The sequence below is a fragment of the Photorhabdus australis DSM 17609 genome (assembly GCF_000711895.1).
GTDB classification, from domain to species: domain Bacteria; phylum Pseudomonadota; class Gammaproteobacteria; order Enterobacterales; family Enterobacteriaceae; genus Photorhabdus; species Photorhabdus australis.
Genome location: NZ_JONO01000007.1, coordinates 47,501 through 72,079, shown reverse-complemented (window position 1 = coordinate 72,079; position 24,579 = coordinate 47,501). Strand labels below are relative to the sequence as shown.

Annotated in this window: 18 protein-coding genes, 2 pseudogenes and 2 CRISPR repeat arrays (1 of these 22 running past the window's edge); of the genes and pseudogenes, 11 read left to right on the top strand and 9 right to left on the bottom strand. The window is 41.5% G+C overall.

The genetic code is table 11. The features are described 5' to 3' along the window. Positions 1–529: direct repeats of the CRISPR family, unit length 28 nt; unit sequence GTTCACTGCCGTACAGGCAGCTTAGAAA; it reaches 219 nt to the left of the window's first position. A 213-nt stretch (positions 530–742) separates the two neighbouring features. The 8 genes and pseudogenes from cas1f (at position 743) to BO26_RS03385 (ending at position 8,173) form a co-directional block, all read left to right on the top strand. Next, positions 743–1,723, top strand: coding sequence for a type I-F CRISPR-associated endonuclease Cas1f (cas1f, locus tag BO26_RS03420; RefSeq protein ID WP_036768767.1), 981 nt, complete (start codon positions 743–745; stop codon positions 1,721–1,723). Further along, positions 1,720–1,916 (top strand): annotated as a pseudogene (locus tag BO26_RS03415) (hypothetical protein); the annotation flags it as partial. The gene cas1f and the pseudogene BO26_RS03415, both read left to right, overlap by 4 nt. A 991-nt stretch (positions 1,917–2,907) precedes the next feature. After that, the gene (csy1, locus tag BO26_RS03410; protein ID WP_036768763.1) at positions 2,908–4,251 is read left to right on the top strand and encodes a type I-F CRISPR-associated protein Csy1; all 1,344 of its coding nucleotides are present in this window, start codon (positions 2,908–2,910) and stop codon (positions 4,249–4,251) included. Further along, positions 4,248–5,210, top strand: coding sequence for a type I-F CRISPR-associated protein Csy2 (gene csy2 / locus BO26_RS03405; RefSeq protein WP_036768761.1), 963 nt, complete (start codon positions 4,248–4,250; stop codon positions 5,208–5,210). Before csy1 ends, csy2 begins: the two co-directional genes overlap by 4 nt. A gap of 23 nt (positions 5,211–5,233) precedes the next feature. Then, positions 5,234–6,250: a type I-F CRISPR-associated protein Csy3 gene (csy3, locus tag BO26_RS03400; protein WP_036768760.1), complete on the top strand. Its 1,017-nt coding sequence runs from the start codon at positions 5,234–5,236 to the stop codon at positions 6,248–6,250. 9 nt (positions 6,251–6,259) lie between these two features. Continuing rightward, complete coding sequence (gene cas6f / locus BO26_RS03395; RefSeq protein WP_036768757.1) at positions 6,260–6,814, top strand: type I-F CRISPR-associated endoribonuclease Cas6/Csy4; 555 nt, start codon at positions 6,260–6,262, stop codon at positions 6,812–6,814. Between the two features lie 130 nt (positions 6,815–6,944). Then, positions 6,945–7,512: a CRISPR direct-repeat array (repeat unit 28 nt; unit sequence GTTCACTGCCGCACAGGCAGCTTAGAAA). 129 nt (positions 7,513–7,641) lie between these two features. Beyond that, complete coding sequence (locus BO26_RS03390) at positions 7,642–7,905, top strand: type II toxin-antitoxin system RelB/DinJ family antitoxin (protein ID WP_036768756.1); 264 nt, start codon at positions 7,642–7,644, stop codon at positions 7,903–7,905. Further along, entirely contained in the window at positions 7,892–8,173 is a 282-nt protein-coding gene (locus BO26_RS03385; RefSeq protein ID WP_036768754.1) for a type II toxin-antitoxin system YafQ family toxin, read from the top strand. Before BO26_RS03390 ends, BO26_RS03385 begins: the two co-directional genes overlap by 14 nt. A 119-nt stretch (positions 8,174–8,292) precedes the next feature. Here the strand turns inward: BO26_RS03385 and iolB are convergent, their stop codons facing one another. From iolB to BO26_RS03345, 8 genes are all read right to left on the bottom strand, one after another. Then, a complete protein-coding gene (gene iolB, locus BO26_RS03380) occupies positions 8,293–9,120 on the bottom strand; it encodes a 5-deoxy-glucuronate isomerase (protein WP_036768752.1) in 828 nt (275 codons plus the stop codon). A gap of 47 nt (positions 9,121–9,167) precedes the next feature. Next, complete coding sequence (gene iolE, locus BO26_RS03375) at positions 9,168–10,058, bottom strand: myo-inosose-2 dehydratase (RefSeq protein WP_036768750.1); 891 nt, start codon at positions 10,056–10,058, stop codon at positions 9,168–9,170. A gap of 39 nt (positions 10,059–10,097) precedes the next feature. Next, the gene (locus tag BO26_RS03370; RefSeq protein WP_036768748.1) at positions 10,098–12,002 is read right to left on the bottom strand and encodes a bifunctional 5-dehydro-2-deoxygluconokinase/5-dehydro-2-deoxyphosphogluconate aldolase; all 1,905 of its coding nucleotides are present in this window, start codon (positions 12,000–12,002) and stop codon (positions 10,098–10,100) included. 72 nt (positions 12,003–12,074) lie between these two features. Continuing rightward, positions 12,075–13,208 (bottom strand): Gfo/Idh/MocA family protein, encoded by a 1,134-nt coding sequence (locus BO26_RS03365; RefSeq protein ID WP_036768745.1) that lies wholly within the window; start codon positions 13,206–13,208, stop codon positions 12,075–12,077. 369 nt (positions 13,209–13,577) lie between these two features. Further along, positions 13,578–15,245: a solute:sodium symporter family transporter gene (locus BO26_RS03360; RefSeq protein ID WP_036768743.1), complete on the bottom strand. Its 1,668-nt coding sequence runs from the start codon at positions 15,243–15,245 to the stop codon at positions 13,578–13,580. Positions 15,246–15,363: 118 nt separating this feature from the next. After that, on the bottom strand, positions 15,364–16,350 hold the full coding sequence (gene iolG, locus BO26_RS03355; protein ID WP_036768741.1) for an inositol 2-dehydrogenase: 987 nt from the start codon (positions 16,348–16,350) through the stop codon (positions 15,364–15,366). Positions 16,351–16,712: 362 nt separating this feature from the next. Further along, entirely contained in the window at positions 16,713–18,647 is a 1,935-nt protein-coding gene (iolD, locus tag BO26_RS03350) for a 3D-(3,5/4)-trihydroxycyclohexane-1,2-dione acylhydrolase (decyclizing) (protein WP_201771242.1), read from the bottom strand. 16 nt (positions 18,648–18,663) lie between these two features. Then, positions 18,664–20,175: a CoA-acylating methylmalonate-semialdehyde dehydrogenase gene (locus tag BO26_RS03345; RefSeq protein ID WP_036768736.1), complete on the bottom strand. Its 1,512-nt coding sequence runs from the start codon at positions 20,173–20,175 to the stop codon at positions 18,664–18,666. Between the two features lie 303 nt (positions 20,176–20,478). On the opposite strand from BO26_RS03345, the gene BO26_RS03340 reads away from it, so the two are divergent. The 3 genes and pseudogenes from BO26_RS03340 to BO26_RS03330 form a co-directional block, all read left to right on the top strand. Then, positions 20,479–21,312, top strand: a complete 834-nt coding sequence (locus tag BO26_RS03340; RefSeq protein ID WP_036768733.1) for a MurR/RpiR family transcriptional regulator — start codon at positions 20,479–20,481, stop codon at positions 21,310–21,312. Between the two features lie 198 nt (positions 21,313–21,510). Then, entirely contained in the window at positions 21,511–21,882 is a 372-nt protein-coding gene (locus BO26_RS03335; protein WP_036768731.1) for a hypothetical protein, read from the top strand. 29 nt (positions 21,883–21,911) lie between these two features. Beyond that, positions 21,912–22,433: pseudogene (locus BO26_RS03330) on the top strand (IS110 family RNA-guided transposase); the annotation flags it as partial. Positions 22,434–22,479: 46 nt separating this feature from the next. Here the strand turns inward: BO26_RS03330 and BO26_RS03325 are convergent. After that, entirely contained in the window at positions 22,480–24,018 is a 1,539-nt protein-coding gene (locus BO26_RS03325) for a peptide MFS transporter (protein WP_036768729.1), read from the bottom strand. Positions 24,019–24,579 lie beyond the last annotated feature (561 nt).

The following is a 24,579-nucleotide window of genomic DNA, read 5'->3' as shown; positions in this document are numbered from 1 at the left end:
ATCATCCCCACGCCCAATATCGTTCACTGCCGTACAGGCAGCTTAGAAACGGCGACTGCGTTTGATCCACGAGTAACCGTTGTTCACTGCCGTACAGGCAGCTTAGAAAAAAGTCTGCCATATATATTCTCGTTATTTGTTGTTCACTGCCGTACAGGCAGCTTAGAAAACTGAATAACCAGATTACTTTTTGCTTATATTGTTCACTGCCGTACAGGCAGCTTAGAAAAAAGTCTGCCATATATATTCTCGTTATTTGTTGTTCACTGCCGTACAGGCAGCTTAGAAAACTGAATAACCAGATTACTTTTTGCTTATATTGTTCACTGCCGTACAGGCAGCTTAGAAAGTCAACTTCATTAATTTCAATTTTAATCATAAGTTCACTGCCGTACAGGCAGCTTAGAAATGCGAACAGATCGGCAACGCTTGAGATATTGCGTTCACTGCCGTACAGGCAGCTTAGAAAAAAAGCAACCATGGCAGCAGCACAAAAATTATGTTCACTGCCGTACAGGCAGCTTAGAAGCTTGGGATATGGCAAAATTGTATATAGAAGACTGCGTGTACTGCCATATAGATAGCTTAGAATATAATCACTCTCGTTCGGTAAAGGCTCTATACTGTAAATTAGTAAAGAATTGTAAATTATTTTGATTTACATGTGCGATATTTCACCTTATATAAAATTTATGCATAATGTTTGCCATAAGTGAAATTAATTAGTTAGGTAGTGCTTATTATGGATAACAGCTTTTCTCCAAGTGACCTGAAAACGATTTTGCATTCCAAACGCTCTAATATTTATTACCTGCAATATTGCAGAATATTAGTTAATGGTGGCCGTGTTGAATATGTCACTGATGAGGGAAGACAATCATTATATTGGAATATTCCAATTGCAAATACCACGGTAATTATGTTGGGAACGGGGACTTCTATTACTCAGGCAGCAATGCGTGAATTTGCTAAAGCAGGTGTTTTGGTCGGTTTTTGTGGTGGTGGCGGTACACCACTATTTACGGCTAATGAGGTTGAAGTTGATATATCTTGGCTGACACCACAAAGTGAATATCGACCTACTGAATATTTACAAGATTGGGTGAATTTCTGGTTTGATGACGAAAAACGATTAGCAGCAGCAATAGCTTTTCAGAAAATTCGCATTGAACAAATTCGTGAACATTGGCTAAGTAGTCGAATGTTGCGGGACAACGCTTTTATGCTAAATAGTGAAAGTTTATTGTCATTACTTACACGTTATGAACAGAATCTTGCAAATTGTCGTGATAATAATGATTTAATGGCACAAGAAGCCGTGATGACTAAAGCATTGTACAAACTGGCAGCCAATGCAGTGAGTTATGGTGATTTTGTCCGGGCAAAACGCGGCGGTGGTGTCGATTTGGCCAACCGTTTTCTTGATCATGGTAATTATCTGGCTTACGGATTAGCAGCTGTTGCAACTTGGGTTATTGGTTTACCACATGGTTTGGCGGTGTTACATGGTAAAACCCGTCGTGGTGGTTTGGTTTTTGATGTTGCTGATCTGATTAAAGATGCGTTGGTGTTGCCACAAGCATTTATTGCGGCAATGGCTGGAGAAGATGAACAGGAATTTCGCCAACGCTGTATCAGTGGATTTCAAAAAGCTGAGGCATTGGACACCATGATTGATGCCTTGCAAACAACTGCTCAACAACTGAGTCAGGTAGCACGATGAATATTCTTTTAGTCTCTCAATGTAACAAATGAATGCTAACAGAAAAACCCGCCGAATTTTGGATCAACTTGCTGAACGTAAAGGTGATAGAACCTGGCAAACGGCTATTACACTGGAAGGCTTAAGTATTTTACGTAAGCGATTACGTAATACGGCACGTCGTAATACGGCGGTAGCCTGCCATTGGATAAAATGCAGCAGGTGTCGCTTTTTCAAATTCTACTTATTGACGTTTTAATATTTTTTATCCTATCTATATGTACATTATCAGATTAATTTTTCAAAAAATTCAAATAGAATATTGACTTTTTGTTTATTTTAATTTTTATTGGTATAAAAATTGATCTATTTTGTTGGAAATTAAGTACGTTCGAAAAAGAGGTGGCGGATGAAGAAGATGAAAAGCGGAGGGAGGTGGGCGTATGTTGTACTTTTTGTGGTGTGGTTAAATTGTGCAAATATTTCTCATAATGAATTGAAGATAGTTAGGAGAGAGGAGATGTGCATTTTTTGTCGCTATATCTATATAGAGAGCAGTATTGGTAGTTTGAGTGGATAGGGCATGACAGTGTCGTTGAGGGACACTGTCTGCGCTGCCTGCGCGGCAGTTGGTTTTTGTCTTTAAGGTAATGGACATCAAGATATTTCTAAACTGCCTGTACGGCAGTACCTACATCATAAATGTTTAGGGGTTAAATTCTAGATAAAATTGCGGATTATCCTTCAAAATTGTTTGTATGAGATATTATTTTGTGCCTAAGTTGGAGACAATCATAGAACCAGGGAAAAGGAAGAAGTGTTCTTTTTTTAAATAAATTGAACATTTAAAGAAATAAACTATCTAATGAATATGCCATTGATGATGAGGTGTTTTATGAGCGTATTTGTTTATCGTGCATTGACAGAAGCAAGTTTAATACCATGACTTGATTGATACCCTATTTTTTCATTACCACAGTAATAATTAGGAATGAAAATAGGGTGATTTTTAGGTGTTTTTTGATGATATATACGGAGACAGGATCTTAGTAATAAGGAATGGAAGAAGTAAATTAGAATACACTAGTTGGAGTTATGCTCAGGGCTGGAGTATTTATTAGTTTATTATGATGTACTAAATCATGTTTTCGCGCTAAATTTAGCGCGCACCCAGATTATCATTTTGATAAGGTAGGTAAAAGCCTATGAATGAAAATGGATTAAGTCGATTTATTACTGATTATATTGGAAGCCGTAAACAGTCAAAGCTGGAGGTTTTTGATAAAGAGGCGGAAAAGAAACTGGCAAAGCTAACTTCTTCGGAGGATATAACGCTGGTTCAGCAAGAGATCGCTGAACAGCGTAAGGCGTTGGAAGAACATTATGAAGTCAGGAGTTGGTTAGATGATGCCGCTAACAGGGCAAAGCAAATCAGTTTAGTGACTCATGCTCTGAAATTTACGCATAGTGATGCCAGAGGTAGTAGTATTTTTGCGGCATCATCAAATACAACCGAAAATATTAAATATCTTTCCACTGCAACTTTGTATAAACCGGTAATCGATTCGGTTGGTAACGCCGCGGCTCTTGATATTGCGAAATTATTGCAAACAGAATACCAAGAAGATTCACTGGTAGCATGTTTAAATCGGGGGAATTATTCGGCATTGGCTGAATTGGCGGAAAATGAACAGCAACTTGAACGGTGGGTGAGTGGGTTTCGGCAGGCTCTGTCAGATGAAACGCTTTCCTCCCATAAACTAGCAAAGCAACTTTATTTCCCGGTAAATAGTGAATGTGATGAGTATCATTTATTAAGCCCACTATTTTCGTCATCTCTGGCTCATGCTATGCATCAGCGTATCGCTAAAGCCCGTTTTGGTGAATCATCGAAAGAAATTAATAAAGCAAAGAAAGAAGAACGTTGGCATTCTGAAGTTAGAGTAAGTTATCCCAATACGGCTGTGCAGAATATAGGTGGAACTAAGCCGCAGAATATTTCTTACCTTAATAGCGTACGAGGTGGACGAGCTTGGCTTTTATCTTGTTCCGCTCCTACCTGGCAAAGTAATATCAAGCTTCCGAAACGACGAAGATCTATTTTTGAACAGCCTGGTCAGTTTGTTCGGTTATCTTATCGTACTGTCAGATCGATGCGACAATACCTATTTCGTGTACAAAAACATACGGAAAAAATTCGACAGAATCGTCAGGCATATGTTGATGAAATTATTGATATTTTATTTAACTATGTCGCTAGTGTACAGGATCAGGTTGAATTTAAAGGTTGGAGTGCGGATTGTAATTTAAAACGTTCTCAGCAGCTTTGGCTTGATCCTTACCGTTGTCAACAGGATGAAATATTCAAATTTGAACGTGAAGGTGGAGACTGGAAAAAAGAGATTGCTGACGATTTTAGTCTTTGGTTAAACAACGAATTGCGTCATGAGCGGTTAGAATTTGGATTGACTGAACGTAATGAGTGGGCCTCTGTGTTTAAAAAACGTCTACGCGAATTTGAGGATGAATTACCAGAGGTACCGTTATGAGTTATTTGATTGTTTTGCGTCATGTTAAAGTGGAAAACGCGAATGCAGTTGCAGGTTTAACCTATGGTTTCCCGGCAATTACCCATTTTCTTGGCTTTACTCATGCACTTTCACGTAAGTTACAGAAAAGCCATAATTTAATATTGGGAAATTGTGGTGTTATTTGCCATAACTACCAACTGCATGCTTATCAGTCTGATTCGATTAGGGATAAAGTCTTTGCTTTAACTCGCAATCCATTAACTAAAGAGGCAAAGACCGCTTCTTTTAATGAAGAAGGTCGTATGCATGTGACGGTTTCTTTATTAATAGAGTGTTCTGGTGAAATTGCTGGTGATACAGAGGCTAACGAATTGGAAAAGTATTTACTAGAAATATGTCCAACTCAGAGATTAGCAGGTGGTACTATCACTGAAATTGCTAAAGTGGATATTATTGCTTTTCCGCAGGAAGGACAGGAAACCCGTAAGTTAATGCGTCGTTTATTGCCGGGTTTTGCCTTGTTAGATCGTTCTGAATTGTTAGCTAAACACTATGAAGAATTAAAACGGGATAATCCTCAGGTAGAAATGATTGATGCCTGGCTTGATTTTTCTACTATTAAAATGCGGGCTATTCCTACGCAAGAGGATAAGCAACCTGAAATTGGTGATCCGGCATATTGGGAATATGTTCCCAAACCAGATTCTGGATATTTAGTTCCTCTAATGACAGGTTATCAGGCAATATCGTCGTTATATCCCGCTGGACAAGTGGAGAAAACTCGAGATCCCAATACCCCATTTCGTTTTGTAGAAGCAATCTATGGGGTAGGTGAATGGAAAAGCCCGCACCGTATTAACAATATTCGCGAGTTACTCTGGTGTTATAACTATCAAGAGGGTGTCTACAGGTGTTGTAATCAACAGGCTGTTGCCCGTCAATCCAAACCCAATAAGAAAGTAAGAATAATCGACTGATTAATTTCAAGAAGGATATTTACATGTCTAAATCAACAATTAAAACGGCTTCTGTACTGGCGTTTGAACGTAAGCTTTTTAATTCTGATGCTTTAATGTTTGCTGGAAACTGGAAAAAAATTGACGATGGGGAATGGCAACCTATTGCTATTCAGGAAAAAGCTGTTCGAGGGACGATTTCCAACCGCTTGAAAAACGCTTTAACCAGCGATCCGGCTAAATTGGATGCTGAGATTCAAAAAGCAAACTTGCAACGTGTTGATGTTGCTGCATTGCCTTTTGATTCTGATACCCTAAAAGTCAGTTTCACATTACGGGTCTTAGGTAATCTTTCAACACCATCGGTATGTAATAATCAGGATTATCAGGTTGAACTAGCAAATATAATCAACGGCTATATCGCTGAACATGGCTTCAAAACTCTCGCAGCACGTTATGCAGAAAATCTGGCGAATGGTCGGTTTTTATGGCGTAACCGAGTTGGTGCAGAAGAAATTAAAGTTCGTGTAAAGGGTAGGGGTAGTAAATGGTGGGAGTTTAATAGCGAAAATTTCAGTTTACGTGCATTTAGTCAGGTGGAAGGTGCTTTAGCTGAACTGGCTGCTGAAATTGAAGAAGGGTTGGCCGGTGGTGGATCAACTTTCTTCAACGTTGAGGCTTTTGTTCGTTTGGGTCATGGGCAGGAAATTTTCCCTTCTCAAGAGTTGGTTCTCGATAGTAACAGTAAAAAAAGCAAAGTGTTATATCAGGTGAATGGAATTGCTGCATTACATTCGCAGAAAGTGGGTAATGCGCTTCGCACAATTGATACTTGGTATCCAGACGCATTTGAACTGGGGCTTGGCCCAATTGCTGTGGAACCCTACGGTTCTGTAACCAGCCGCGGTAAAGCTTATCGCCAGCCTAAAGCAAAAATGGATTTTTATACATTGCTGGATAACTGGGTTGTCAAAGGGAAAAAGCCAGAAGAAGTAGATCAACAGCACTATGTTATGGCGATTTTAATCCGCGGTGGTGTTTTCGGTGAAAAAGGTGAATAAGGGGCCACAATGGATTATTACTTTGAAATCCGCGTCCTTCCTGATCCTGAATTGAGCCAGCAAGACCTTATGGAAGCATTATTTGCTAAATTGCATCAGGCCTTGGGGCAAGTAGGTCACGGGCGTATTGGGGTCAGTTTTCCATGTGCCAGAAAAACACTGGGGGACAAGCTGAGGATTCACGGTGCAAACGAAGCATTGAATGATTTGCGAGCATTACCTTGGTTAAAAGGACTCAGGGATTATACTGAAACCATGGATATCCAACCAGTACCTCAAGATACTCGATATCGTCGTGTTAGCCGAGTGCAGGTAAAAAGCAGTGCGGAACGGCTTCGTCGTCGTGCGATTAAAAAGGGATGGTTGACGGAGGAACAAGCCTTGCAACGCATTCCTACCATCAAAGAACAACGTTCTGATTTACCGTTTCTGAGCCTTAAAAGTTTGTCATCAGGTCAAAGCTTTCTGTTGTTTGTCAAACAAGGGCTAATAGAAGACAAACCAACGTCAGGCGTTTTCAGTTCTTATGGATTGAGTTCATCCGCTACCATTCCTTGGTTTTGACCCTTTTTTAGCGGCTAATTATAACTTATTGATTTTATTAAGGGATTAGCCGCTGCTAATAAAAAGGGTTTTTTCCACTTTTTATAACTATGTTTTTTAATAATCAGGAGGTTATAATTGTTTCCTAACTGTTCACTGCCGCACAGGCAGCTTAGAAAGACTTCCGCACATGATTTGAGTTCCTCAGATGGTTCACTGCCGCACAGGCAGCTTAGAAATTCGTCACGGGCCGGGCCAGTGTCTTTCACGGGTTCACTGCCGCACAGGCAGCTTAGAAAATGCAATCAGGCGGCGGCGGACTATTGGTATTGTTCACTGCCGCACAGGCAGCTTAGAAAGATCGCAGAATCTTTGAGTCGAGACAACAATGGTTCACTGCCGCACAGGCAGCTTAGAAACTTATAAGCAATTCCAGGGGGAGTTATGAATCGTTCACTGCCGCACAGGCAGCTTAGAAATTGTTTATTCCTATTTGATTTCCAGATAACACGTTCACTGCCGCACAGGCAGCTTAGAAATTGAGTTGTGCCATCAAGATCGGCAGTCATATGTTCACTGCCGCACAGGCAGCTTAGAAAAGCATTTCAATACTTATCGCTCTCATTATTTCGTTCACTGCCGCACAGGCAGCTTAGAAAAATGACTTTTGCAGCACTGACAGTCCCATTAGGTTCACTGCCGCACAGGCACTTAGAAAAAGCCAGGGATGACTAGCTAAAGTAACCCCGCTACGATGTCGGGGTTGTTTTTGGCTCATTTAAAGTTGACTATAGAATATTCATTGAATTAAGATTGCATGACAATGTCATTCAATGAGAGTTCTTAATATGGCTACAAACCAATTAGTACAAACCCGTATTAATGGGGAGATTAAGGCAGAGGCGGCTGCGGTTCTGGCTGCTATGGGGCTGACTGTATCAGATGCTGTGCGCATGATGTTAACGCGAGTAGCAAGAGAAAAAATGTTACCTTTTGAACCTTTAATACCCAATGAAACAACAATAGCCGCAATGAAAGAAGCTCGCAACGGTTGCGGTAAATCATTCTCCACAGTAAAAGATTTAATGGCTGATCTTAATGCGGACGATTGATTACGCAAGCCAGTTCAAGCGAGATTACAAGAGAGAAAAGAAAGGTCGGCATCGTGAAATTCTTGATGATGCACTGATGCCGATGATTGAATTATTGGCTTCTGATAGCTTGTTAGAGCAGAAATATTGCGATCATGCTCTTTCTGGTGATTGGAAGGATTTTAGAGATTGTCATATCAAACCTGACTTGATACTGATTTATCAGAAACCCGATGCGGACACATTGCGCCTCGTCCGCCTTGGTTCTCACTCAGAGCTTGGCTTATAGCACTTCTTTGACAGACAGAATAAACATGAAATACAGCCCTGTGAGGGGTTTTTCGTCACTGCCGTACAGGCAGCAGCGCACTCGATTGAATGCGCTAAATGCTTCCATCTAAATATGCATCATTTCTTGTGCTTCTGAGCATATTCTTCACTATTAACCCATTGATGATCCTTTTCCCAGGTAAATAACCATTTGCGGGTTGGTCCTGCCATGACATTGAGATAATAGTTGTCGTAACCAGCAATGGTTGCCACTGGATGATAGCCTTTGGGAACCATTACCACATCCTTGTTGTAAACAGCTATTGATTCATCCAGTGAACGGTCATCGGTATAGACCCGTTGCATGCAAAATCCTTGAGATGGGTTCAGACGGTGGTAGTAGGTTTCCTCCAGATAGGTTTCTCGTGGTTCATCGCCTGTATCGTGTTTATGGCTAGGGTAGGAACTGGTGCAGCCTTCGTCGGTAAAGACTTCCACTACCAACAAGCTATCAGCAGGTTTATTGTCCGGTAGGATGTTGTGAACATAGCGCTGGTTGTAGCCGTTTCCACGTTGTTCTGCATCAATATCCTGTGGTGCAATCAGTCGAGTCGGATAACTTCCTTTTCCCGGTGCCTGGCATACAGCTAATTCGAGAGCGGTGTCAGCAATAATTTCAACAGATTCCCCTGCAGTGATGTAAACGGCATAAGGTTTTTTACGTTCAAATGGCTCCATACGATTGCCAATATGCTCAAATTGCTGATGTGGCGTAGTCACTGTGGCTTTTCCTGCAATTAAAACCAGACAGGTTTCGTTTTCTGATGAGGGTAATGTGACTTTTTCACCTAAGGCCAATTCATAAACATCAAAGTGGACATATCGCCAGTTTGCCGATTCTGGCGTGATATGTTGAGTTCGTTTGTTCTGATCCGGTACATGATATTTTGATAATAATCTGGACATGTTACTTACCTCAGTATCGCTTTTGCATGAGTCAAATAAGTGACTAATTAAAGTAACCCTGCATTTCTGGCAAGTTGATGTAAATTGTTATAACCCATCGTTGAGTAGGTGAATGGGTGAGCAATCGCAGGATCTTGTTCTGCTTCAACCACCAGCCAGCCGTTATAATGGTGCTTTTTCAGTACCTGAAAAATTGAGGCATAATCAACGCAACCATCCCCCGGCACTGTAAATACACCATTCAATACAGCATCAAGGAAACTGGTTTTACGGTTTTTCACATCATTAAGTACATCTGGTCGGATGTCTTTACAGTGAACATGATTAATGCGTTTTGCCCAGCGTTCTGCAACAGTTAGAGGGTTAGCACCAGCAAATGTCAGATGACCGGTATCCAGTAGTAATCCAACTTCATCACCGGTATTTTCCATCAGATGATCAACATCTTCCGCGGTTTCAATGACGGTTCCCATATGGTGGTGATAAGCAATCTGAACACCTTGTTCTTGAGTGTAGCAGGCGAATTCAGTCAATTTCTCACCATATTCTTGCCAGCGATCAGCCGGAAATTGAGGACGAAGATGAACGGGTCTGTTTTGATCGCCGTGAATACAATTTGTCACTTCAGCAAATACCATGACATTAGCCCCAAGTTCGTGCAGTAGGGTCAGATGAGATTGTACCGCTTGAATCTCTTCTGCGACTGAACGGGTGAGTAATTCGCCAGAATACCAGCCAGAAACCAGTTTTAGATCGTGTTCGGCAAGAATTGGGCCTAATATGCTGGCCTGACGAGGGAACTTATTACCCAGTTCAAAACCAGCAAATCCAGCCTGACGACCTTCGGTTAGGCAGGTTTCCAGAGGGGTTTCTGCGCCGAGAGTGGGTAAGTCATCATTAGTCCAGGTCAGAGGGTTGATACCAAGTTGAACAGCCATGATGGGGCTCCTGTTGAATAAAATAATTTTGTTATGTTGCTATCCACGCTGACGCCATAGGCTAATCAGGTTGTGATAGTTGGTTTTTATCTTCTGGATCAAACGGTTATCGTCGATCTCGTTTTTTAGCCATTGGAGGGATGGTTGACCGAACAAGGTTCTTCCAACGGCAAAACCTTTGACGATAGGTTTACCTGCTGTGGCATTGAAACCTATTTCTAGTTCTTCTTGTGGAGCATCAAGGCCAAGAATAACGACACCACGACAATAGGGGTCCCTCAGTTGGATGAGAGAGTTAATGCTGTCCCAACTATCGGCACTGAGCGGGGGAAGTTTCCACCAATCCGGTTTAACTCCGAGGTTATAAAAGCGCTTAAGTGCGCGGATATAGAATTCATCCGAGTGCTTCATTTCTGCAGGTAGAATCACTTCCAGTAAAAGTTCGTGACCAGATTTACAGCATGCGGCATAAATTTCTTGAATTTTTTCTTCTTGTTCCTGACGGAGTGGGTGAGTATCTTCTGGATGGAAAAACACCAGACATTTGACAATGTGTTCCAGTGGCCAGTCAATAAGTTGGGAACCAATGTTGCCATGTTCCAGACAAAGCGGACGAGAGCCCGGTAGCTCGATTGGGCGACCTATCCACCAACCTTGACCAGTAATTTCGTTTAAAACATCTTGACCAAAAGTGTCATCACATAACAGACCTGCTTTCCCTTGTAATCCGGCTTCTTCGGCAACTTCCAGACTGGCGCGTAGTAAAAGTTGTTTTAATGATGAAATACGTTTGATACTGGCATTTGCTTGACGGGCCATTTCAATAAATTGGATACGGTGGTCAAATGCCATCACACACAGTTCATCCCACTGCTTTTTACGGGCACCAATACGGTGAAGGTGATTAAGTGTTTCATCTAAATTAGGGCGTAGCATCTGATTGGCTCGTGACAGATAGTTATCAAGCTCTGTTTTATCCGGCATTGCTGGAGCACATCCATGACGGGAGACGACTAATGCACCACAAGCATTAGCGTAGGTACAGGCTTTTTCCCAACTTTCATTATTAAGATAACCGCGTAACAGGCCGGACATAAAAGCATCTCCTGCACCGAGCACGTTGAGTACATCAACCCGAATTCCCTGTACGGTAATGCCATCATCCAGATCATCAGGAATTCCTGCGTTAAAAACAGAGCATCCCAACGGCCCGCGTTTACAGACCAGTTCAGCAGCCGTCAGCTTACGGATATTGCGTAGTGCTTCGATAGTATTTGTCGAACCACCTGCGATGTGAAACTCTTCCTCTGTTCCAACAATCAGGTCAAACAGCGATAACACTTCCTGTAACTGAGTTGTCACCGGTCCTGATTCGATATAACGGGTTTCACCGTCTCCCAAAGAAGTCAGCCCCCAAAGGACAGGGCGATAATCAATATCAATAACTGTTTTGACGCCATTACTGCGGGCGTAATTGAGGGCGGTCAGTACGGCATCACGGGTATTGGGGTGAGAAAGGTGTGTGCCGGTGATTGCTAAACAACGGGCTGATGCAATGTATTCTTCATTGAAATCATCACGGGTGATTGCCATATCGGCGCAATTATCACGATAGAAGATCAGCGGAAAAGTTGTTTTATTTTTGATCCCCATAATTACCAGTGCGGTAAGACGTTCTTTGTCAGTGATTAGATGGCTGGTATCACAGCCAACACTTTGCAACTCTTCCCTAAGGAAACGCCCCATATGCTCATCACCGACTCTGGCTAGCATGGAGGATTTAAGTCCCTGGCGGGCGGTACCATAGGCAACATTGCCGGAAGAACCACCAAGATATTTTGCGAAGCTTCCCATATCTTCCAGACGTGCCCCAATTTGCTGACCATAAAGGTCAACGGCAATTCTTCCCATACAAATGACATCAAACTTTTTTTGTTTGTCCATTGAACAATCCTTCTGAGTACAACATCACGTGTTGCTATGTGTGCTCCGGTGGAGGAGCGTTGACGAGGAAATTTAATTGATTTCAGTGACATTCACCCAACGTTGCTCTTTATAAGAACGCGCAATGGCATCCAGAATGCGTGAAACTTTCCAACCTTCAGTGAAATCCGGCCACATCTCTTTATTGCTGGCGATGCCATTAATCAAGTCCCTGATTTCCACTGTTTTTTGATCATTGAAGCCAATGCCGTGACCGGCACCGTGACAGAATGGTGCGTAGTCAGGATGTTCTGGACCAACAAGAATAGTTTTAAACCCTTGACGATTTATAGGGTCATCATGGCGATAAAGTTTCAATTCAGCCATTCTTTCCTGGGTGAAACTTAAAGTGCCTTTTGTTCCTGTGATGATATAGCTCAAGCCCATTTTCCGGCCACAGGCAACTCGTGAAGTTTCAATAATACCCATTGCTCCGCTGCTGAAACGTACCATAGCATGTGCCTGATCTTCGTTTTCTACCGTAACCATCATGCTGGAACCTATTTTTTCTGGTCGTTCTTTGATGACAGTTGCCATGTCTGCACAAACAATTTGGATATCACCGACCAGATATTGCGCCATGTTAATGATATGAGCTGCAAGATCGCCCAACGCACCTAATCCTGCTTGATCTTTGAAACAGTGCCAGTGGATAGGGCTGTGTGGATTGGCCATATAGTCCTCGTTATGAGTGCCATAGAAGTGAATGATTTCGCCAATTTCTCCGTTTGCAATGATCTCTTTGGCCAGTTGTGACGTAGGATTTTTTACATAGTTAAATCCTACTAGTGTCTTTACTCCGGCTTTTTGGGCTGCTTCGACCATGAGTTTTGCATCAGCTGAATTCAGTGCCAGTGGTTTTTCGCAATAAACGTGTTTACCGTGTTTGATTGCTTCGAGAGCCATCTCTTTGTGAAGAAAATTTGGTGAACAGATATCAACAATATCAATCTCAGGATCTGCAACTAGTTCGTGCCAATTATCGGTAAAACGCCGAAAGCCTAATATTTCAGATTGTTTTGCTGCAAATTCAGCGGAAACTTCCGCTACCATGTCACGAACTAACCTGCCTTTCAGAGGGAAAACAGTAGGAGCCTGCGCATACGCAATTGCATGTGTCCGCCCGATGTAACCAGTACCGATTAAGCCGATACGAATCTCTTTCATAGCTGTGTTTCTCCGAATGGAAGTTGACAGATTGTCTATTGTTTACAGTAAGTTCTTGCCTGTTGTCAGTTAACCCGGGTTGTTGTTGTATTCTTGTTATACGAAATATTTATTCCGTTTTCAATAAAATTAGAAACATTGATTTTAATGTGTGATCTGATCAGGGTTTTTAATGTAATATTATGTTAAATAAGGATAATTTTATTATTTTTTATTCATTATAGAGAAGTAATAGTGAAATAAATGGAGAATTGAAAATTTTATTCTATATATTCTCTGGGAAAATAGGGTGCTGATAACTTAATCGTGGGAGAAAATTACATAAATAATCTCTTCCCTTTATTTTAGGGAAGAGATTCCTCTATTATTTTACTTACTAAATAAGGACTTACCCATTTTATAGAACACATAAAACAACACTAATGCAGCAAACAGGTAATAAATAGCCATAATTATTGGGGGGGCATGATGTGCGAGAAATACATACATAGAAATCGAACCCAATATAATTAACCATGCAACAGGTTTAACCATAGACCAAGGTGTAATATTTACTTGTTCGGTATAAACATCTTCAAATGGTTTGGCCGGAAAGAAATAGCCAATAATCAGCATGAAAATAATATTAATAGCAAACAGAATACCAACCAGATGAAAGAAATGCAGATTAATTTTCAGAATAAAATTACAGATAATATAGGCGGACATACCAAATAACAGGCCGAGTTTAGCGGCAATAGGGGGGACACGCTTAGTCATCAGGCCGATTAATACTACGCTAAGAATTGGTGCGTTAAAAATCCCTTGTAATTGTTGAATGAGATAAAATAAACCCTCCGGTGCATTTGCGACTAATGGCGCAACGATCATGGTAATGAGTGCCAGCCCAAGCCCCAGATATTGACTAACAATAACTGTTTGGGATTCGGTTGCATTTTTATTGATTCGTGGTTTGTAGATATTAACGATAAAGAGTGTTACGGATGAATTAAGGCCGCCACTAAATGTAGAAAATACTGCGCCAACAACAACCGCAGCAAAGAAGCCAACCAATATTTCAGGCAGAACCAAATGTACTAATTCTGGATAGGCGTTATCTGGATTGTCTATTTGCCCTTTGAAAATATGGAAAGCAATAATGCCTGGCAGAATAATAATGGAGGGAATAATTAACTTAAAGAAAGCACACAGCATGACACCTTTTTGCCCTTCTGCCAGGTTTTTTGCCCCAAGGGCTTTTTGAACAATGGATTGATTGGTACACCAGAAAAACATATTGGAAATCATTAGGCCAGTAAATAATGTGGAAAATGGAACGAGAGAATCTTCGCTACCGATAGAATTAAATTTATTGGGATTAGCTTGATAGACTTCAACTAATCCACTCCAGGCATTGCCATTACCGACATAGAGCAAAGCAAATATTGTTACCATTAACCCGCCAACGATTAAACCAGCGCCGTTAATAGTATCCGCTACTGCAATGGCTTTTATGCCACCAAAAATGGCATAGATTGCACCTAATCCACCTACTCCCCAAACCATAATCCATAAGGCCGTTGTTTTATCCACGTTGAATATATTGGAAACCTGAAACAAACTTTCCAGTGCAATTGCACCGGTATACAGTACAATGGGCAATAGAGAAATAACATACATAGCCAGAAATAGAATTGAGGTAATAAGCAGGGTATTTTTATCAAATCGGCGTTCTAGATATTCTGGTATAGTAGAAATGCCAAGTTTCAAGTACTTAGGTAGAAAATAAATGGCAAATAGAACGATGGTCATTGCTGCGATAACTTCCCAGGCCATGACAATAAACCCAGTTCGGAATGCTAAGCCATTCAATCCAATTAAATGTTCGGTGGAGAGGTTCATGAGTAACATTGAACTTCCAATGTAAATACCTGTCAAAGAACGACCGCCGAGAAAATAACCTTCAGTAGATTTTGTCAGGCGGGCATTATGTGTTTTGTAATAAGAAAAGCCCGCGACTAATAGGGTAAAACTGAGAAATGAGAGAAAAGCTAACATACTATCCTCCACGCCTGATTTATTTTTTTCAGGCAGCAATGTGCTGACGAGAAAAAAGATTTTTCCCGTTTTTGTTGTGAAAATAAATATGAGTTAGTTATTCAGGCATGGGCCTGTTTTATAATCTGACCTCTTTACCGGAGTGCAGAGATTCGAAAGCTTTGTCTGCCAAATAAAGAGCCTGTTCACCATCTGAACCACTACATTCTGGTATAGCACGATCAGCCATGACATCGACAAAATGATCCCATTCTGCAATATACGCCTCCCGATAACGTTGCAGAAAGAAATGCTCTGGCTTGGCTGTTAAACAACCCGAGTTTTCCCAAAGTTCAACACTGTTTTCTTTGATATTACCGGCACTAAGTAGCCCTTTTTCACCGTGTAATTCAATCCTCTGATCATAGCCATAACCGGAGCGTCGGCTATTAGTAATAGCGGCTATTGCACCTGATGGGAATTTCATAACAATAAAGGCGGTATCAATATCACCGGCCTGACCAATTGCGGGATCAACCAAGTTGCTGCCTTGTGCATAGATTGAATATGGCTCTTCACCAATAATAAAACGCGCCATATCGAAATCGTGTATTGTCATATCTCGGAACATACCACCAGAAACTTTGACATATTCAACAGAAGGAGGAGAGGGATCACGGGAAGTAATTAGCAGAGATTCAGCTTTTCCTATCGTACCAGTATCAAATAGGGTTTTTACTCGACGAAATTGGGGATCGTAACGACGATTAAAGCCAACAAATAGCGGGATCTGATATTGTTCAACCGTCTTAAGGCAATGACGAACACGTTCAATATCCAGGTGAACAGGCTTTTCGCAGAAGATTTTTTTGCGATGTTTTGCTGCGAGTTCAATCAAGCTTGCATGGGTGTCTGTTGCTGAAGCAATAAGAACACCATCTATTTTGGGATCAGACATTGCCTGTTCAATAGTTTGTATTTTTGCCTGATATTTTTGTGCTAAAAGTTCAGCACTTTTTTGATGTGGATCGACAACGGAATAAAGGCAAGTTTCTTTATGGTTAGTGATATTTACCGAGTGTACTTGTCCAATCCGTCCGGCGCCAAATAATGCGATGTTGAACATAGATGCTCCTTGATACCTGAATATCTGCTTTGGGTATACTTAGAAATATATCATATGGAACATTTATTTCAATTTAACGTTTATTTGAAATTATATTTTTGTGTTCCGGATAGCATTTTGTTAATGATAATATTAAATTTGTGTTAAATAGATCACTTAAAGTCAGATTTTCACTAAATGAATTTGTTATATTTTCCTTTAAAAACAAATGATAAAGTTGTTTTTGCTAAGTGATTACTAGGTTTGGTAATGGGAACTAGAGGGAGGAAAAATGGATATTTTTCGAAATAAAAATTTCGAAAAGGGATTTTGGAATGGTCAAAAAAGGGAAAATGGCCTGTTAGATAACAGGCCACTCGCTTTTAGTATTGACGTATTTTGGTTGCAATTATCTCCTTTATCCTCTCTGAGGCGGATTCTACAGCCGGGTTTTGGGCTACTTGTGCTGTCCCTATTCGCCACCATGATTCATAGTCGTGCGTCATGGTCTTGGGTAGAACTTTGATATCTATTAACACGGGTACAGTTTGTTTTCTGGCTTCTTGTAATGCATACAGCAGTTGTTGCTCATCATGGACTCGGTAACTTTTGCAGCCGTAACTTTCTGCATTTTTGGCGAAATCGACCTTAATCAGGTTGCCATCCATGTTGTTACTTTCTGGATTTCGGTAACGATTTTCTGTTGCAAAACTGCCCATCCCTTGGCTCATTTGCAGATTATTGATACAGCCGAATCCGGCGTTATCAAACAGCAGTACGGTAATCTTGATGTTTTCCTGTACTGCGGTTTGCAGCTCTGAATGCAGCATCATATAAGCGCCATCACCCGCTACGGCATAGACGGGTTGGTTGGGGCAGGATAGTTTGGCTCCAATAGCAGCGGCTATCTCATAACCCATGCAGGAATAGCCATACTCAAGATGATAGGTATCCGGTTGTTTAGGTTGCCACAACCGCTGTAAGTCACCCGGCAGGGAGCCTGATGCGCTAACAATAATCGCGTCAGGTTCAAGATATTTGTCTAATAATCCCAATACCCTGGTTTGTGTTAGTTGGGTTTGTAATGCCTGACTGTACTCTTCCAATTTATCATCAAGATGACCAGAAATTTCTGGAATGAAACCTTGCTGATACTGAATTTCAAACAGACGGTTTAATTCTTTTCGCCATGCTTCCCGTACCTGAGAAATTTCATTCTGATAACCGCTGCGATAGCTCAATAGAGTAAGCTTCTCTGCAATGGCATTTAATCCCTCTCGGGCATCTGCTACGACGGGAACTGCATCCAGTTTACAGGCATCGAATTCCGCGACATTGATAGTGAGAAATTCAACATCCGGATGCTGAAATAGCGATTTAGATGCAGTAGTGAAATCAGTAAATCGGGTGCCGATGCCAATAATCAAATCGGCTTCTTTGGCTATCAGGTTTGCAGCAAGGCAGCCCGTTGTGCCTAAACCACCACAATTCAGTGGATGGTCGGCAATCACAGCGCTTTTACCAGCCTGTGTTTCAGCAAAAGGAATATTGAAGTTTTCTGCGAACTGACGGAAAGCTTCATGGGCTTCTGAATAGCGTACACCGCCACCGCAGATGAGTAAGGGTTTTTTCTTGCGGTTTATGAGTGCCACGGCATCGTTGATCATGGCGGCAGAAGCTGGGCGACGTTCAATGCGATGAATCCGTTTTTGAAAGAAATAGTCAGGAAAATCCCAAATCTCGCCTTGAACATCTTGTGGTAGACAAATCGTGACTGCGCCGGTATCAGCAGGATCGGTCAAAACTCGCATCGCATTAATCATCGCACTCATTAACTGCTCTGGTCTGGAGATACGGTCCCAGTAACGGGAAACAGGGCGGAAGCAGTCATTAGTGCTGATAGTGTAGTCATGGAACTGTTCAACCTGTTGTAAAACGGGATCTGGTTGGCGGCAGGCGAAGAGATCACCGGGTAGTAATAACAGAGGAATACGATTAGCAGTGGCAGTGGCCGCAGCAGTGACCATATTGGCAGAACCGGGGCCGACAGATGAGGTGACTGCAAAAATCTGTTTGCGCTTTTTCTGTTTAGCGAAGCCTGTTGCAATATGGGCCATTCCCTGCTCATTACATCCCTGATAAACGGTCAAGTGACCAGAGTCTTGCTCCAGTGCTTGCCCTAATCCGACAACATTACCGTGGCCGAAAATAGTAAAAATCCCTTTGATGAATGGATATTGTTCATCATCTATTTCGACATACTGTTGATTCAGGAATTTCACCAGCGCCTGTGCGGTTGTCATTGTTGATTTGTTCATGTCACAGAATCCCATTTTATTCCATTGTTGGCATCACAAAGCTGCTGGAATGATGTTCTAACCGGATACTTGCCGGCCAGCGACTGGTGACTGTTTTCATGCGAGTGTAGAAGCGAACACCATCATTACCGTGAATGTTAAGTGGACCAAAAATTGAGCGTTTCCAACCACCAAAGCTGTGGAATGCCATTGGTACTGGAATGGGGATATTGATGCCTACCATACCTGCTTGTACATCTTCGCTGAACTGGCGGGCGGTTTCTCCGTCGCGGGTGAATATAGCGGTACCATTGCCGTATTGATGCTCGTTAATTAGTGTTAACGCGGTGGCATAATCGGGTACCCGAACAATTGCCAGTACTGGACCGAAGATCTCCTCTTGATAGATTTTCATATCTGGTGTGACGTTATTAAACAATGTCGGGCCAATAAAATAGCCGTTTTCATAACCGGGGATGTTGAGTTGACGGCCATCAATTAACAAACTGGCCCCTTGTTGTTCGCCATTAGCGATATAGTCACAGATTTTAGCTCGATGCTGGGCGGAGATAACAGGCCCCATATCATGCTCTTTGTCTTCCACAATACCGGGACCGACAGACATTTTGTTGATCTGTTGACGTAATTTTTCAATGAGCGCATCAGCCGTTTCATCCCCAACTGCCAGTACAACAGACAAGGCCATGCAACGTTCACCTGCGGCGCCAAAAGCTGCACCTGTAATAGCGTTACTAGCCATATCAAGGTCGGCATCTGGCATCAGAATACAGTGATTTTTGGCACCACCTAGCGCTTGGCAGCGTTTCCCATGAGCGGAGGCGGTTGTGTAGATATATTCAGCAACAGGGGTCGAACCAACAAAGCTGACGGCTTGCACTCTCGGGTCTGTCAGTAATACGTCGACGGCTTCTTTATCGCCGTTGACAACGTTAAATACGCCATTGGGTAAACCGGCTTGTTGCAGCAGAAGTGCTAATTCAACAGCAAGAGAAGGATTTTTTTCTGATGGTTTTAATACAAAGGTGTTTCCCGTAGCTAATGCAATAGGAAACATCCACATAGGAACCATGGCTGGAAAGTTAAACGGGGTAATTCCGGCGCAAACACCTAAAGGCTGCATTAACGAATGGCTATCCACACCTGTCCCGGTATTAGCGGAATGCTCACCTTTTTGCAGATGAGGAATACCACAGGCAAATTCGACAACTTCTAAACCACGTGTTAATTCACCGATAGCATCTGAATAGATTTTTCCGTGCTCTTCCGTAATCAAACGTGCAAATTTGTCCATATTAGCTTCCAGTAATGCTTTGAACTGGAACATTACACGGGCTCGCTTAAGTGGTGAAACTTTAGACCATTCGCTGTAGGTTTGATGGGCAATTTCAATCGCTTGTTCAACCTCAGAGGCGGTACTTAATGTTACCTGACGAATTTGTTCACCTGTAGCTGGATTAAAAACAGGAGAAAAACGGGAGTTGTGACTGGGAATGAGTTGCCCGTTAACATAATTCTTTATTTGTTCCATTCAGAGCCTCTCTCGTGAATTTTGATGTTTGTACTGAATCAGAAATATTAGTAATAGATATATGAAATATTTATTTCATTTTCAATTTAATTTAGAATGAAAAACGATTAGTGTGATCGGAGTAAAGTTTTTAGAATTACGGGCAATTAAATGAAGGATGCGATAATAATCAATAAGGTGATAATAATAGCTCGTTACACTTAATGGATTATGTATTTCATTTTTAACGATAAAGATGAAATATGATTCAACTTATATGGTAAAACTATTACAATTGTTGACAATAAATTTTATGGGGGATTTATGTCTGTCGCATCGAATCTGAATGAATTTCAAGAACAAGTTCGTTCCCGTTATGGTGAATTGAGTAAACGCTTACAGCAAGTGGCTCGATATGTGTTGGATAATACTAACAGTGTGGCTTTTGATACTGTTGCTGTGATAGCCAAAGAAGCTGATGTTCCTCCATCAACATTAATTCGTTTTGCTAATGCATTTGATTTCAGTGGTTTTAATGAAATGAAACAGCTATTCCGCATGCATATGGTGGAAGAGACTGCCAGTTATGCGGACAGAGCCAGATTGTTCAGAGAATTGGATGGTGAGCAGGAGCCGCCAGAAGATCCGCAACATATTTTGCAGGAATTTGCTCGTTCTAATGTACAAGCGATGCAACAGTTAGCTGCCAGAACCGACCCTGAAGATTTAAAGAACGCAGTAAATTTATTAGCTCAGGCCAAGAGTATCTACATCATTGGACTGCGCCGCTCTTTCAGTGTGGCGGCTTATCTTTCTTATGCTCTGAGTCATTTGGAATGCCGTCCTTTGCTGGTGGATGGGTTGGGGGGGATGTTCAGGGAACAGATCAACTTAATTGGGGAAGAGGATGTCGTCGTTTCAATCAGTTTTACTCCTTATGCAGAAGAGACATTGATGATCAGTGAGAGGGCGGCGAAGGCAGGGGCAAAACAGATTGTGATTACTGATAGCCAGATTAGTCCTCTTGCCAGTTTCAGTGATGTCTGTTTTGTGGTTAAAGAAGCGCAGGTGGATGCATTTCGTTCTCAGTCTGCTACTTTGTGCTTAGTGCAATCTTTAGCTGTTGCTCTGGCTTATCGACAAGGAAGTACTATTTAATCTCAAATATCCCAGATAAACAAATAACCCGTGGATTTAGCGGGTTAATCTTTTACCAGACCAATGGAAAGAGCTTAATTTAAATAAAGTTTAAATCTGATATCGATAACTTATTTTTTATGTATAAATGTTATTGATTCCTATTGGCAATAATTATTTAATAATTATTCGTAGTTATGATTTTAAAGAGGGATCAATATGATAATTAAAGGATCGCGTTACATTTTTGTCATCTTATCAGCAATTTCTTTTCAGGCATTTGCTTTAAATTTTGACTACAAAAGTGAGATTCCGGCTGACAATAAGCCATCTGCGGACTATTTGAAGAAACGGGAAAACCTCAAATCCAGGCATTGGGATGTCAATGAACTCATTGCGGATAATGAAGCCGCAGAGAAGCTAGAGCAGGAAAAACAAGATAGGTATGCAAAGAAATATGCTGCAAATTGGCAAGAGAGCCAGAGATTTAATGATGAAGTTAATAAGAGATTCAATCGAGAAATTGAGCGGGAAATTAAAATCAGAGAGAATGGCGGCATGACGAGAAGTAACTTTTTTGATAGACAATAAGTGCTACTCAAAGAGATCTCATAATAATGCGCCACCAATTAGTCAAATTCAGAACCGCACAAATTAATGCGCTGCATGGTTTGCTACTGGAATTTGGTGAAACCGAGTATAAAGGCAGGGCTTCTCTGGATAAGGCCATGCCTGAGGTACTTGAGCGACTCAGAAAAAAACTGGCCCCGTTCCTGCTTGCTCTGCTTGAAGCGCAATATCATCGTTTGACCGAAATCGACGAACAAATTGAACAAATGGAAAACCAACTAACGGCGTGGGCAAAGCAGAATGCCGATTGTCAGCGGATGATGAAAATTCCCGGAGTCGGTGTCCTGATTGCGACCGCCGCCATCGCGACGATGGGCGCTCCTAGCGCCTTTCGGTCGTGCAGGGAATTTTCGGCCTATTTGGGCCTGGTACCGAAACAAACGGGAACGGGAGGCCGGGTCAAATGACTGGGCATCAGTAAACGGGGAGATACCTACCTGAGAACCCTGTTTATTCACGGTGCAAGAGTGGCCACCTTACTGACGAAAACCCCGCTGCCGTCGATGCCAGAGTAATTTTTGTCTTGCAAACGGGATGCGTTCATATAGAGCATAAATATTACTGAGCTTTTGCCTCTGATTTTTCAGCATTATTAAGCAGGCGGCGTATTGGTACGAGTAATACCATCAGCACAGCTGCACAGATGACTAGAGCTAAAGATACGCGGGAGAACAGGTCAGGTAGATTGTCCAGTTGATCAGCGCGAACGTGTCCACCAATCAGGCCAGCGGCCAGATTACCCAGAGCACTTGCACAGAACCACAGGCCCATAACCTGACCGCGCATACGGGATGGTGCCAGCAGAGTCATAGTGGCAAGCCCAATCGGGCTGAGGCACAGTTCACCGAGCGTCATTAATAGAATACTTGCGACCAACCAGAGTGGAGAAACAGTTTCACCTGTTGCCAGTACATTTTGTGCTGCTAAAATCATCAGACCAAAACCACCGGCACCAAACAGAATACCAATAATGAATTTACTGATACTACTTGGGTTAGCATTACGCTTTGCCAACATAGGCCAGAGCCAACTGAACACCGGAGCCAATAGAATAATGAATAGTGAGTTGATTGACTGGAACCAGACTGTTGGGATTTCAAATCCCATCACGATCCGGTTTGTATAATCATTGGCAAACAGGTTGAATGAAGTTGGTTTTTGTTCGAATGCAGACCAAAAGAACGCAGCAGATACCAGCAGAATAAAACAAACCAGTAAGCGGGAACGATCACTACTGCTCAAGCCGGCAAAGAGAAACAGATAGATAAAGTAAAGTGTTACACAAGATGAGATCACATAGACCATTGTGCTGGCTACAGCTATCGGATTGAATGGGATTACACCAAGGATTAGCAAAGTAATAATAGCAATCATAGCGATAATAGTAATAAGGACCCATTTGCCAACGTGTTTACGTTTAACCGTAGGGTGATCCCAGCTTGAGTCCAAACCACTTTCTTTATCATAGCGGCGCATCGAGGGAACCGTATAGAAACGGAATATCAATAGAGCAACCAACATACCTAGTCCACCGATGCCAAAACCCCAGTGCCAACCATAGTCACGAATTAACCAGCCCGTAATTAGCGGAGAGATAAGGGAACCTATGTTAATACCCATATAGAATAAGGAAAAACCACCGTCACGACGAGGATCATCTTTTTTGTACAGAGTTCCGACCATAACTGTGATACAGGTTTTAAATAATCCGGTACCTAATACAATCAACAGTAGGCCAATAAAAAACAGATAATGACTTAGGAAGGCGGAAAGGGCGATAGACAGATGGCCTAATGCAATAATGATGGAGCCATACCAGACTGCCCGATGTTGGCCTAACCAGTTATCTGCCAGCCAGCCGCCAGGCAGAGAAGTTAGATAAACACTCCCGGCAAAAATACCGACGATAGCAGATGCTTGTTCACGGGGAATTTCCATTCCACCATCATAAATGGTTGCTGCCATAAACAAGATCAAAAGTGGGCGAATGCCGTAGTAAGAGAAACGTTCCCACATTTCGGTAAAGAACAGAGAACTTAATGGATAAGGATGTCCGAAGAAAGTTCGGTTTTTTGTATTGTTAATGGAGGATTGCATTTAAGTTTTCCTATAATACTACACTCCTGGAGTGTGGTGTGTGCAACAAATAAAGCTTTTAAAAAACTCTTTCAGATTTAGATCTGGAGCAAAAAAAGCCACGTTATTATTAAATGACGTCCTGTCTTATTAATATATATTTAACATGTTTTCCGATTAATTTTATTGGTAGATAGGATATCTCTTGCTTTATATTTCATTTTTCAGAGAAAAATCTGATAGAAATCTCGTTTTTTACCCCTGGTTGATTAAAACAAGGGGGAAGGCTATTGATTTTCCTATATTTATATCAGGAAAATTTTCATCAATAAAAATAAGTTAAAGTGAAAATCACATAATATTTATAATATATAAATATTAGTTTTAGTAGCCAATTATTGAAGGTGATTATAAAAAATAAGAAAGTAAAGATGTTTAATTATCAGCCTTGTTTTTATTTGTCATTTTTATATTAGTCTTGATTTTTATATAAAATTCAGAGATATACCGAATGAACTTCAAGATGCTTGAGCCGTCAGACATAAAAATATTTAAATTCAACAACATAATTGTTTTTCAAAC

Coding starts and splice junctions, on each gene's coding strand:
- BO26_RS03365 (WP_036768745.1), bottom strand. CDS start 13,208: ATGAAAGAGATTCGTATCGGCTTAATCGGTACTGGTTACATCGGGCGG.
- BO26_RS03340 (WP_036768733.1), top strand. CDS start 20,479: ATGTCTGTCGCATCGAATCTGAATGAATTTCAAGAACAAGTTCGTTCC.
- csy1 (WP_036768763.1), top strand. CDS start 2,908: ATGAATGAAAATGGATTAAGTCGATTTATTACTGATTATATTGGAAGC.
- BO26_RS03370 (WP_036768748.1), bottom strand. CDS start 12,002: ATGGACAAACAAAAAAAGTTTGATGTCATTTGTATGGGAAGAATTGCC.
- iolB (WP_036768752.1), bottom strand. CDS start 9,120: ATGTCCAGATTATTATCAAAATATCATGTACCGGATCAGAACAAACGA.
- BO26_RS03325 (WP_036768729.1), bottom strand. CDS start 24,018: ATGCAATCCTCCATTAACAATACAAAAAACCGAACTTTCTTCGGACAT.
- cas1f (WP_036768767.1), top strand. CDS start 743: ATGGATAACAGCTTTTCTCCAAGTGACCTGAAAACGATTTTGCATTCC.
- BO26_RS03385 (WP_036768754.1), top strand. CDS start 7,892: ATGCGGACGATTGATTACGCAAGCCAGTTCAAGCGAGATTACAAGAGA.
- BO26_RS03345 (WP_036768736.1), bottom strand. CDS start 20,175: ATGGAACAAATAAAGAATTATGTTAACGGGCAACTCATTCCCAGTCAC.
- BO26_RS03390 (WP_036768756.1), top strand. CDS start 7,642: ATGGCTACAAACCAATTAGTACAAACCCGTATTAATGGGGAGATTAAG.
- BO26_RS03360 (WP_036768743.1), bottom strand. CDS start 15,245: ATGTTAGCTTTTCTCTCATTTCTCAGTTTTACCCTATTAGTCGCGGGC.
- csy3 (WP_036768760.1), top strand. CDS start 5,234: ATGTCTAAATCAACAATTAAAACGGCTTCTGTACTGGCGTTTGAACGT.
- csy2 (WP_036768761.1), top strand. CDS start 4,248: ATGAGTTATTTGATTGTTTTGCGTCATGTTAAAGTGGAAAACGCGAAT.
- iolG (WP_036768741.1), bottom strand. CDS start 16,350: ATGTTCAACATCGCATTATTTGGCGCCGGACGGATTGGACAAGTACAC.
- cas6f (WP_036768757.1), top strand. CDS start 6,260: ATGGATTATTACTTTGAAATCCGCGTCCTTCCTGATCCTGAATTGAGC.
- iolE (WP_036768750.1), bottom strand. CDS start 10,058: ATGGCTGTTCAACTTGGTATCAACCCTCTGACCTGGACTAATGATGAC.
- iolD (WP_201771242.1), bottom strand. CDS start 18,647: ATGAACAAATCAACAATGACAACCGCACAGGCGCTGGTGAAATTCCTG.
- BO26_RS03335 (WP_036768731.1), top strand. CDS start 21,511: ATGATAATTAAAGGATCGCGTTACATTTTTGTCATCTTATCAGCAATT.